Source organism: Vibrio sp. nBUS_14 (genome assembly GCF_051201655.1).
In the GTDB taxonomy this organism is placed as follows: domain Bacteria; phylum Pseudomonadota; class Gammaproteobacteria; order Enterobacterales; family Vibrionaceae; genus Vibrio.
Genome location: NZ_CP179207.1, coordinates 40,360 through 52,561 on the forward strand (window position 1 = coordinate 40,360; position 12,202 = coordinate 52,561).

7 protein-coding genes and 3 pseudogenes are annotated in these 12,202 nt (G+C 44.7%); 6 read left to right on the top strand and 4 right to left on the bottom strand.

Features of this window, described 5'->3' with window-relative positions; all coding sequences use genetic code 11:
• Positions 1 to 82 precede the first annotated feature (82 nt).
• A pseudogene (gene gcl / locus ACMAZD_RS17765) lies at positions 83 to 1,856 on the bottom strand (glyoxylate carboligase).
• Positions 1,857 to 2,159: 303 nt separating this feature from the next.
• Here gcl and aceB point away from each other — a divergent pair.
• The gene (gene aceB, locus ACMAZD_RS17770) at positions 2,160 to 3,785 is read left to right on the top strand and encodes a malate synthase A (protein WP_435250012.1); all 1,626 of its coding nucleotides are present in this window, start codon (positions 2,160 to 2,162) and stop codon (positions 3,783 to 3,785) included.
• A 102-nt stretch (positions 3,786 to 3,887) separates the two neighbouring features.
• Positions 3,888 to 4,329 (top strand): annotated as a pseudogene (locus ACMAZD_RS17775) (GlcG/HbpS family heme-binding protein).
• Between the two features lie 143 nt (positions 4,330 to 4,472).
• Here ACMAZD_RS17775 and ACMAZD_RS17780 read toward each other — a convergent pair.
• Positions 4,473 to 4,910 (bottom strand): DoxX family protein, encoded by a 438-nt coding sequence (locus ACMAZD_RS17780; protein ID WP_435250013.1) that lies wholly within the window; start codon positions 4,908 to 4,910, stop codon positions 4,473 to 4,475.
• Positions 4,911 to 5,274: 364 nt separating this feature from the next.
• Entirely contained in the window at positions 5,275 to 5,757 is a 483-nt protein-coding gene (locus ACMAZD_RS17785) for a MarR family winged helix-turn-helix transcriptional regulator (protein WP_004732835.1), read from the bottom strand.
• A gap of 123 nt (positions 5,758 to 5,880) precedes the next feature.
• Here ACMAZD_RS17785 and ACMAZD_RS17790 point away from each other — a divergent pair, with 123 nt between their 5' ends.
• Positions 5,881 to 6,774, top strand: a complete 894-nt coding sequence (locus tag ACMAZD_RS17790) for a DMT family transporter (RefSeq protein WP_435250014.1) — start codon at positions 5,881 to 5,883, stop codon at positions 6,772 to 6,774.
• Positions 6,775 to 6,854: 80 nt separating this feature from the next.
• Here the strand turns inward: ACMAZD_RS17790 and ACMAZD_RS17795 are convergent, their stop codons facing one another.
• Positions 6,855 to 8,120, bottom strand: coding sequence for an MFS transporter (locus tag ACMAZD_RS17795; RefSeq protein ID WP_435250015.1), 1,266 nt, complete (start codon positions 8,118 to 8,120; stop codon positions 6,855 to 6,857).
• Positions 8,121 to 8,211: 91 nt separating this feature from the next.
• Between ACMAZD_RS17795 and ACMAZD_RS17800 the strand changes: the two genes are divergently transcribed.
• From ACMAZD_RS17800 to ACMAZD_RS17810, 3 genes and pseudogenes are all read left to right on the top strand, one after another.
• Positions 8,212 to 9,948, top strand: coding sequence for an SgrR family transcriptional regulator (locus ACMAZD_RS17800; RefSeq protein ID WP_435250016.1), 1,737 nt, complete (start codon positions 8,212 to 8,214; stop codon positions 9,946 to 9,948).
• A gap of 233 nt (positions 9,949 to 10,181) precedes the next feature.
• Positions 10,182 to 11,099 (top strand): DMT family transporter, encoded by a 918-nt coding sequence (locus tag ACMAZD_RS17805; protein ID WP_435250017.1) that lies wholly within the window; start codon positions 10,182 to 10,184, stop codon positions 11,097 to 11,099.
• Positions 11,100 to 11,350: 251 nt separating this feature from the next.
• Positions 11,351 to 12,192: pseudogene (locus tag ACMAZD_RS17810) on the top strand (helix-turn-helix domain-containing protein).
• Positions 12,193 to 12,202 lie beyond the last annotated feature (10 nt).

Sequence of the window (12,202 nt, forward strand, 5' to 3'; positions counted from 1 at the left end):
CGGTTGCTTAGTAAGACTCCGATTTCTTGGAGACTGTCCGTAGAGCTAAACCTCAGTTCTACGGATACACATTACTTAATGATTACTTGTACGCTAGCGCCGTTGGGGCATCGCCACGGCTTTCAGCAAGTGGCTCAAACTCGTTGATGGCGTTGATCTCTACGCCCATAGCAATGTTGGTTACTCGCTCAAGAATCAGCTCAACAACAACCGGAACCTTATGCTTATTAATCAGCTCTTTGGCTTGCTCAAACGCAGCGGCAATTTGGTCTGGTTCACGAACTCGAATTGCCTTACAGCCTAGGCCTTCAACAACGGCAACATGGTCAACACCGTAGCCCTCAAGCTCTGGCGCATTCTGGTTATCAAACGCCAGTTGTACACAATAGTCGATATCAAATTGGCGCTGTGCCTGGCGAATCAATCCTAAGTACGAGTTGTTCACCAACACATGAATGTATGGCAAGTTAAATTGCGCGCCAACGGCCAGTTCTTCGATCATGAATTGGAAATCATAATCACCAGAGATAGCGACAATATCGCGATTTGGATCGGCCGCTCGTACACCCAATGCGGCTGGTGTTGTCCAACCTAGCGGGCCAGCTTGACCACAGTTGATCCAGTTACGTGGCTTATAAACATGCAGGAACTGAGCGGCAGCGATTTGCGACAAGCCAATGGTGCTCACATAGCAAGTGTCACGGCCAAATGCCTTGTTCATCTCTTCATAAACACGCATCGGTTTCATTGGCGCTTCATCGAAATTGGTTTTACGCAGCATGGTCGACTTGCGTTCCTGACACTCACTTGCCCAAGCATTTCGATTCGGCAGTTTGCCAGCGTCACGCCACTCTTGCGCCACTTCAACCATTAACTCCAGCGCTGCCTTGGCATCAGAGACAATGCCTAAATCTGGGCAGAACACGCGACCGATTTGGGTTGGTTCAATATCAACGTGAACAAACTTACGACCTTCGGTGTAAACACCCACAGAGCCAGTATGACGGTTTGCCCAACGGTTACCGACACCAAGCACAAAATCAGAGTTGAGCATGGTTTCGTTACCGTAACGGTGAGAAGTTTGTAGCCCTACCATACCCGCCATTAAGTCATGATCATCAGGGATCGATCCCCAACCCATTAAGGTTGGAATCACAGGAGCACCAGTGATCTCCGCAAACTGTTGCAACAATTCGGACGCGCCAGCATTAATCACACCACCACCCGATACAATCAGCGGTTTTTCCGATTGAGACATCATGGTTAATGCTTTCTCAACCTGCGCGCGAGTTGCTTGTGGCTTATAAGGTTCTAGCGGTTCATAGGTATCGATATCAAATTCAATTTCAGCCAGCTGAACATCAATCGGTAGATCAATCAGGATCTGGACCCGGACGACCCGAACGCATTAAATGAAAGGCTTTTTGAAATGCGCGTGGCACTTGTGCAGGTTCCAGCACCGTAGTCGCCCACTTAGTCACTGGTTTAGCGATAGATTCAATGTCGACCGCTTGGAAATCTTCTTTGTGAAGACGAGCACGCGGAGCCTGGCCTGTAATACATAGGATAGGGATCGAGTCAGCTGAGGCAGAATAAAGACCCGTGATCATGTCCGTTCCCGCAGGACCAGAAGTACCAATACACACACCTATATTGCCTTGATTGGTACGCGTGTACCCTTCAGCCATATGGGATGCACCTTCTACGTGGCGAGCTAAGAAGTGGTCGATTCCTCCGAGCTTTTTCATAGCCGCATACATAGGATTTATTGCTGCGCCGGGGACACCAAATGCGATGTCTACACCTTCACGTTTAAGTACTTCTACCGCTGCTTCAATCGCTTTCATAATTGCCATTCGAACCTCCAGTTCAGATTGTACACAATTAAACTAACTTTTGTGTACTATGGACCATCCTCGCTATTTATCAACCCCAAATTGAAACAATTTTATTACATAACACCGTCATTTTGATTAAGCACCAACCTTGAAGAGCTTACAATTCATTGCTTTACATAAAATATCTTTACATAAAAATAAATGACAAAAAGACCAAATGATAAATACCTTTTGCTTGTTTACAATTTATGCAATATAAATATCATTAAAAAAGAGTATTTTGTGTACAAAATGATGACACATTGTTCAAAGGAGACAGCAATGATGAATGACGTAAAAGAGAGAGAAGAAGTACAATGTATGCAGGTACTTGGGAAGATGGACAACTCCGAGTATAAAGAAATCTTGTCTAAAGATGCATTAAAATTCTTAGAAGCCCTTGTTAACAAGTTTGGAGATCGCCGTCATACCCTGCTAAATGATCGCGACATAAAACAAGCTCAATATGACAACGGTGAGTTACCCAATTTCAGAAAGGACACCATCTCCATTCGTCAGAATAAAAAATGGAAAGTGTCAACGCCGCCACCAGAGTTACTGGATCGCCGCGTAGAGATCACCGGACCTATCGAAAGAAAGATGGTGATCAACGCGCTAAATTCAGGCGCGAAAGTCTTCATGTGTTGCTTTGAAGATGCCTCTTCCCCGACTTGGGCCAACATGGTCGAAGGGCAAATTAACCTAAGAGACGCCAACCTTGGCACCATTAGTTATTTCGATGAGAAGAAGCAGAAGCGTTACCAATTAAACGACGATCCTGCACTTCTGATTGCACGCCCACGAGGGATCCACCTTCCTGAGCAATCCATCCAATTCAACAATCAGCCTATCGGCGGTTGCTTGATGGACTTCGCGTTGTACTTTTTCCATAACTATCAGTCACGTACACAACAAGGCTTAGGCGTTTACTACTACATTCCCAAGCTTGAGAGCATGGAAGAAGCACTGTGGTGGGACGATATTTTCAGCTTCACCGAAAACTATTTCCAAGTACCCAAAAGCACAATCCGCGCGACGGTTTTGATTGAGACACTTCCAGCCGTATTCCAAATGGAAGAAATCTTGTACGCCATGCGTGATCATATCGTAGCGATGAACTGCGGCCGCTGGGACTACATCTTCAGCTACATCAAAACGCTGAAGAACCATAAAGACCGCATCCTGCCTGACCGTCATGGGATCGGCATGGATCAAGAGTTCCTTAACGCGTATAGCCAACTGTTGGTGCGCACTTGTCACGCACGCGGTGCACTGGCAATGGGGGGCATGTCAGCCTTCATTCCGGCAAAAGATCCTCAAGAGATGGCACGTGTAACTGCCAAAGTTATCGAAGATAAACAAAGAGAATCTCAGAACGGACACGATGGCACATGGGTCGCGCACCCTGCACTGGTTGATTTGGCGATGTCGATATTCGATAAGCACCTTGATGGCAAAGTAAACCAAATGGATTTCCAAAGCCCAGAGCATGTGATCAATGCAGACTCGTTGCTAAAACCTTGTGAAGGCAGCCGTGACGAAGCGGGCGTTCGTAAGAATATACGCATCGCGCTGTATTACATCGAAGCTTGGATCCAAGGCTACGGCTGTGTACCTATCTACGGCCTTATGGAAGATGCCGCCACCGCTGAGATCTCGAGAGCTAATATCTGGCAATGGATCCACCATGGGGTAACACTCGATGATGGCCAAACCTTTACCAAATCATTATTCCACTCTTGGCTTTACCAAGAGCTAGACACAATAAAACATGAAGTCGGAGACTCGCGCTATGCAGCAGGTCGATTTGAAGAGACAGCCGAGCTTTTCTATCAACTTTCTACAGCCGATGAGTTTGCTGCCTTCCTAACTTTACCCAGCTATGGGCTGTTACAAGAGTCCAGTTAGGACTCTTGTACCGAACTGAATCAGTCAATGATGCTCACCAATAAGAGTCATGATTGGCTGACTTAGCTTGGTAAACGGCCCCTTGAAAAACTAGGAGATAACATGGGAAGTTTGACTCTACAACAAGCGTTAACCATCATTGATGGCACCTTACAAGCAGGAAACAAGATCCACACTAAGCCTTTGACGGTCGCCGTCTTAGACAGCGGTGGCAAACTTATTTCTTTGCAACGTCAAGACGGCTCTAGCATGATGCGACCAGACATCGCGATCGCTAAAGCATGGGGAGCACTCGCACTGGGCTGTTCCTCTAGAAAACTCGCCCAAGATGCTGACAACCGACCAGCATTCATCTCCGCCGTAAACGTGCTGGCACACGGAAACATGGTGCCAGTTCCAGGGGGGCTGCTAATTCGAGATAAGGATTAAAACGGTACTAGGTGCTATCGGCGTGAGCGGTGACATTTCAGACATTGATGAAAGCTGTGCTATTAATGGTATTGGTTGTGCAGAGCTGTTTAGTGACGAGATGCTGCGAGCTTAATCCGTCACTTAACACCATATTTAAAACAAACCATACTTTAAATTCTGATTCAGAAACAAAAAACCGAAGCCTTGAGCTTCGGTTTTTTATTCATAAGTTGCGCCAACAACACTAACGAATAAGGTACGATTAGACAAAGAACGCTAACGTACAAGAACCATTAAGCGCGTCCATTTGGTGTCTTGCTTCAGCTTGTTAGACAGCCAGTAATCAACACTAAACGATCCTGCGCCAAGTACTGCTAACGCCAGATATCCACCAGCAACAGAGACGTTTTTGTAGAAATGAATCATTTGACCCGATGAACTTGGATCGAAGTGAAACATAACACCAGAAACCAAAGAGAAAAGTGCAATCGATAACGCTGTAAAACGAGTCATAAACCCAGCTAAAATCGCAAGTCCACCACCGAGTTCAAGCAAAATAACCAAAGGCAATAAGTGAGCGCTGACGCCTTGAGATGTCATGTACCCCGCGGTTCCTTCATAGTTAAATAACTTTCCCCAACCCGCTTGAATAAACAAGTAAGCCAATAAAATACGAGCGAAAAAAGTCAGTGTGTCGTTCAATCTAGTGTTCATAGTTCTAAGCCTTGATAAATTTAATTGCCGATAGGTTATTCGACTTAGCATTAAGATGATAACGAGAAAAATAGAACAACTTGTTTGAAATTTTAGTAGAGATACTCGCATACAAATTACTGACTAAACCCGAAGATTGAACAACCGCAATGCTGTTATCATTGCCTTAAATTCATTTAAACACTCGATTTGAAAAAGCTAAAGAAGTGCTGAAGAGCCTCGGCTCAGCCTAAGCCATCTAAATGAGTCAGAGAAATAAACCCATTTAACAAGCACAAAAAAACCGAAGCTCATCACTTCGGTTTTCAAATCAAATTAAGCTCGCTCAGTTCACTACGTTCAGCAACCTAATTCAACAAGTCGGTTACTCGTAAGCACTCAGCCATGTTTTAAGCAACTGGTTAGTATTTTTTTTCTGACTAGTAGACAGTGATTTAACGAGCTTTTTCTGCGTTTCGACATGCTCTGTCATCATTTGATCAATTAGAATAAGGCCATCTTTGGTTAACTGAACACTCACGCTGCGTCTATCTTCTTTGCTGTGCTCACGACTGATCAGCCCTTTGGCTTCTAGCTTATCAAGGCGATTGGTCATCGCACCTGATGTCAGCATCATCGACCCGATCAGTTCTGACGGAGTCAGTCGGTAAGGCTTTCCAGAACGTCGCAACGTCGCCAGCACATCAAACTCACCCAGCTTCATGTCGTATTTTTTATGAAGCTCAGCAACTTGCGTCTCCATATACTTAGCAATACGCATAATCCGGCCCATCATTGCCATAGGCTCAGTTTCTAGCTCAGGCTTTTCCTTTGCCCATTGCTCTACTACGCGGTCGATAGCATCCATTTGCGATCTCGCTCCGTTATTAGTCTGATTACTTCAAACTAGTTTAACATAAAGATACTTTACAACCACTAGTTCTCAGTATACAGTTCACACAATAGTTATCTTAACGTAAAGATATTTCAGATGAACATATTATTAGCAATGATCCCCGCGTTCTTTTGGGGAACAACCTATGCAGTGACGCAATTTACGCTACAGGAGTGGCCACCCTTATTACTCGGTGCTTTGCGTGCGTTACCTGCTGGTTTGTTACTGCTAGCAGTAAAGCCGACACTGCCTAAAAAAGGCGAGTGGCAGATCATTTTCACATTGGGCCTTATCAATATTGCGACCTTCTTTGGCTTGATCTTTGTGATGGCGCTAACACTACCTTCGGCAATTTCTGGCGTGGGTATGATCTCAGTACCTGTGTTCGCGATGCTCTTCCATTGGGTTGTGAAAAAGCAGCGCCCGCATTTGATTCAAGCCCTGTCTGGTATTGGTTTGATCACCTTAGCGTGGATACTGTTTAACCCAAGCCAAATCGCTCTGAACCCAATAGGTTTAGGCGCCATGTTCGCTGCAATTATGTGTATCGTCATCGGAAGTAGCATTACCAAATCACTGGGTAGTCGCATGCATTGGTGGAAGGTATTAACGTGGCAGCTGATTTTAGGCGGTACGATTTTATCTGTCGCGTCTGGCGTTCATGCGTTCATCGACCCGCCGCCTTATGTTAATGCTGTCACTCATTTCGATACTCGCAACGCAATGGGCTTGGTTTGGGTGATTGGGCTAAACACAGCGCTGGGTTACGGTATGTATGTATGGCTACTACAACGTATGACGGTGGTTGATTTCACCTTTGGTGGCATCGCCAATCCAGTGGCGGGCATCGTGACAGGTATGGTGTTAATGGGTGAATCCTTCACTGCAGTACAATACTCGCTCATGACAGGCATGATCATCATGTCACTGCTACCACAACTGATTCTTGCAATCCGACAGTCCAAAACCATCAAACCTGTTACGCAGTAAAGCTGCAAACTAAACTATAAAAACGCGCCTTAAATTGGCGCGTTATTTATTAATGGTCGTTACAAAACTTAAGCCTAAATCTAATCAATATATCGAACCTTGGTCACCATCACCCCAAAGGCAGCCAACACTTGAGCCACAAAACAGCTGACAAAAAGTACCGACAAACCAAACATTGTCACCAAGTATCCAGAAGCAGCCAAACCAAATGGCATCAAGAGTTTAAACAAAGACCCTGTAATTCCAGCAACACGACCAAGGTGCTTTTCCTCGAATGCTTCTTGACGATAGCTCCAAATACAAATGCTGCTGTAGACGCCAATCGCACTCACCCATAAGAACGACATCATCAATACGCCTTTTTCAATGACAACCATGTGCGCTGAAGTCATACCTTGCAGTAAATAGCTTTGACTCAGCAATGCAGGGAACAAGAATCCAAACGCCTCTAATACAATAGACAAAATAAGCAGTACGCCAAGCCCGATGCGCTTTCTAACCTTATCCGCGGTAAAAGAACCTAATAATCCACCGACACCGGACGCCGCGATCAAGTAACCCACCTCGATATGACTGAGCGCTAATTCAGCTTTGGCAAAATAGATGGCTTGAATCCAGAAAATTGCACCTGTGGTATTAATCACCATCACGACCAAGGTGATGTGCCACATGTTCTTGTTCGCATACAAAATAGACCAGCCTTCTTTTAGTGCGCTAAACACCGACTGATGGACAACGGGCGTAGACGGTTTGAGGTCCAACTTATTGACCTGCCAAAAAGCAAGCACGTACATAACTGCGATAAGTAGAAACACGTTATGTAACGCTGATAAGAGAAGCAATCCCCCAGACAAAACCGGACCAACAGTTTCTAACAAACTATACAAAGAACTCATTCTCGCGGTGGCGGTATTTTGCATGTGCTGAGGTAAAACATTTTTCATCATCCCAATACGCGCATTGTGATAACCATAGTTAAACGCCATCATCAGGAACGCGCACGGAAACAGTGCGTACAAAGGGTTCGGCAACCATCTTACTGCAATATAAGAGACGACCAATACTGCTGCTTGCCCGATCAACATGCATTGTGACCACTGCTTTTTATTAAACCTATCAACCCAAACACCGATGAACAGAGCTAATAGTAGGTTGGGTAAAAACTCGACGGCTCTCATCCAACCCATCATCTCTGAAGACTCTGTCAACTCGTAAACCAACAAGGGCAAAGCAAGGTCATATATTTTGGTACCAAAGGCAACAAAGAACGCCGTCGAAAACAAAACAATAAAGCTCGAGTTTCTCCAAATTGAGTTGGTCACCTTTGAATCTTTTACACCTTCCATTTTTCATTCCTTTTAAAAACAATCGAATAACTCTATTATCGAGATTAAAAGATGAAGAAAAATAGAAAGATTAAACAAGGATTTCACCTTTATGCATTACTGGAAGGCTCTGGCATTTTTACGTTCTCGGGTACTCGTTAACCAACCGACCTCACTCTCTTTAACTGAAATAACGAATGCGCTAGGTTGTACCAGACGCAACGCTCAATTGGTGATCAAAAAGCTAGTCAGCGAAGGCTGGATTGACTGGAAGTCGGGAGTTGGCAGAGGCAACCTACCCACACTCACGCTATTAAAAAGCTTGGACCGTGAGCTTGAGATACGAATAGATGAATTGCTCTCTGAGAATAAAGTGGATCAAGCATTGGATCTGGTTGATGAATCACAACGGGATCAGTTTCTACTGGGTTATATCAGCCGCTATCAAAGCTTGCCGACTAAACTAGATATTCTGCAAATCCCTTTTTATCGGGGAACACACAGTCTGGACCCGATTGAAGTCACACGACGCACTGAAGCTCACATCACTAGCTACCTTTTTAGTAACTTACTACGTTTCAACAAGTCAACTCACTCGTTTGATGGTGATCTTGCCATTGATTGGTACCAAACAGAGCACCGTTGGCACTTCACGTTACGCAAAGGCTTAGTCTTTCATGACGGTTCACCGATTCTAGCGCAAGACGTCAAAGCACACTTTCAACGTCTGATAGGAAGCTGTCATCACAATAGTCAGCAATTTAAATGCATCTCCGCTATTACTGTTATCGATCCGCTTCACCTCTGTTTCGATATCAATTCCAACACAGGCTACCTTCCGTCACTGCTGTCGTGCTCAGCCGCAGGTGTTGCCAAAGAAGTAGGAGGGAATATAATTGGTAGCGGCAGCTTTAAATTGGTGGAACAGTCCGAATGGCTAACCAGACTCGAGGTTTTCAGCTCCTACCATGGACACCGACCTTGGGTAGACGGTATAGAAATTTGGAATGTTGGTGATAAAGCCAAAGACTATGAAATACACTGCGATATTGTTCACTCACACCCACATTACCAGCACTCATCCATCTCAAACGAGCTTGCCGAAATAGAACAGTGGGAAAAGGGGTGCGAGTACGCTGTGATAAACCCACATCGACACACTTGGCTATCAAACCCAAAACACCTTAAATCACTGAGTGAATTACTACGTTTGCTGGGGATCGCTAAAGACATACCTCTGGACACTGTCGGCTACGCCGCGGGGATGCTATCGACGTCCAATCAATCAACACAGCCAAAGATAGAAACGGCGAATAACAAAAGCCCATTGCAAATGGCTCGACAATTCGCAGACCAGCTTAGCAAGCCTAAACAACCGTTAAAGATCCTAACCTATCAGCTGTTTGACCACATAAAAATGGCTCGCCACTATTGTGAGCGGTTGAATGAACTTGGTTTTATCTGCGAATATCAAGTGCTTGAGTTCCCAGAATTTTGCCAGTCAGATAACCTAAAAGATGCTGACATATTAATTAGCGGCGAAGTATTTTCAGATAACCACGATAGTAGTTGGATGGGGTGGCTACAAAGTTCTATCACATTAGAAGTGTGCCTCACTGATGAGCAAAAACAGTGGCGAGATAAAAGCCTTGAACGGCTCTGGAAAATAACCGATTACCAACAACGACAACCTCTCTTCCTAAACATAGAAGCGCAATTGATCGCATTCGGAATCTATCGACCAATTTTTCACGTTAAACAGCAGCTCAATTATGCCAAAACCGTGAACCCTGTGGAGCAGTTGGCGAACGGCTGGATTGATTTTAACCAAATCACTATGCGCCGCTAAATTGGTCAATTCTCAACCCGAACTAAACCTCACAAAGAATAATGACTTTATGTAACTGTTAATTGATAAAAATATTTACCTTTAAAAGCCAACATTATAGATTTAATTTCTCCATTCACCTTCAATTAGAGACAAAAAGACAAATTTTTTCTCCGACGACCTCCTTATACTGTGACACGTCATTAGGGCGCTACAAGCCTATGATTTAAAATAATTATTAATGAGTAGTCACCATGAATTCGAAGTCGCTAACTATCTTGCTTTTTGTCTCTGTTTGCTTAATTTGGGGAACCACTTGGTTCGCTATGGAAGTGGCATTGCATTCTATACCACCAATTTTTGCTACTGGACTGCGCTTTTTACTTGCAGCCCCTCTGCTTGCAGTACTAGCAAAAGCCTTCAATCAACCTTTGCTGTTTCCTAAGGGCAAGCGTCAATGGCTACTTATTGTAGCACTGATGTATTTCGCGATTCCGTTCACTTTGATGATCTACGGTGAGCAATACATCTCTTCTGGTTTGGCTTCGATCATCTTCGCTAACATGCCTGTTGCTGTGATGCTGATGTCGGGTTTGTTCCTTGGTCTACGCTTAGCGAAGCATCAAATATTCGGCCTAGTTACCGCGGTTATCAGCCTGTGTTTAATTCTTGGCAACGAAATGCAAATGGGTGGTGATGACTACTTTATCGGTACGGTTTGCCTAGGTCTTGCGGTTGCGATTCACGCGGTAATGTACGTGTTAGTTCAAAAACACTGTAAAGGCATCGAGGTACTGACTTACAACGCTGTACCAAGTTTCATTGCTGCAATTTTCTTGTTTGCAGTATCGGCAGTAGGTGAGAACGTGAACGTAGAATCTTTCACTTGGGATTCTATCTCAGCGGTCGTGTACCTAGGTTTTGTAGCAAGTGTCGGCGGTATTGTGGCTTACTTCAAACTAGGTCAGGTTTCGACGCCGTTCCAAGCATCCATTTGTTTCCTTATCTTCCCAGTGGTTGCACTGTTGATCTCTTGCTACATCAATGGCGAAGTTCTCTCTGAACAATCACTGCTTATGATGATCCCTCTACTTTGTGGCATCTTGCTGACCAAGGCACCAAAAGGGATCTTTAAGCTACGCTCTTCGTTAAAAACAGCGAGCAACAACTAAGCTCTATGAATCATCCTAGAAGCCCGTAATGTGCTTCTAGGGTTTCATTTAGCTACTCGTATCAAAACTTCTACCTCACTCCCCTTTGCATACACTCCTATATGTTTCACCTCGTCCATTCTGTCACTGCCCATCACTCATAGATAATGGCAAGCGAATGACTTAAAAGTCGCAATCGACTACATTAGAAACACCAATCATTGTCGGCTTTGGTCATAGCCTTCAGCCCCCTTCTCCAATAAAGGAATGTCATGAGTACTCCCATCAAACACATGCGCCTAATCAAGGGTCAGCCCTGTCGTGTGACTGAGTTGTCTAACAGCGACGATGCGTTCTTAGAATCGCACAGACATGAGTATTGGGAATTAGTGTGGTGCGTGGATAACCAAGGTAGTCAGAGTATTGATTTCGTCGACTACGACAACAAAGTCGGGCGCATTTTCACCATCGCACCAGGTCAGGTACACCGCTCAGAACTGGTGGAGAAAATGCTCGTTTACTGGTATTTACGCCACGCTTTGTCAAAACTAATCATCGCAACACACAACTAGTCGACACTGTTTTTGCCATGCATCAAAGTCGTCCTCCCTATTTGGATTGCAGTGAGGAAGGCAACCGCTACCTGCTACCTATTTTCACCATGATCAAAGAAGAGTGTGAGCGAGTGGATAGCGACTGGGATTTAGTAGAATCACTCATGAATAGCTTTTTGCGCTACATATTACGCTTCGCCAACCAATTCTCATTGAAAGGTGAAGTGCGCGACAGCCGAGTAAACAAGGTTGTTGATTTAATTGAGCAACACTACGCTACGCACAAACATTGCGAGTTTTATGCGCAAGCACTGTCGATCACGAACAAGCGCATCAACGAAATCGTTAAAGCGGAACGGGGTAAAACGGTCACTCAGTTAATCCATGATCGAACCATCTTGGAAGCTAACCGAGAATTGATCTTTTCTACCAAAACCATCAAAACCATCGCCTTTGAACTCGGCTTCGAAGACCCCGCCTATTTCAGTCGTTTTTATCGTGGGCAGATGAAAGAGTCTCCTGCAGAGTTTCGAACTCGATGTGCAGATAGTGCAATATAACACGCAGATA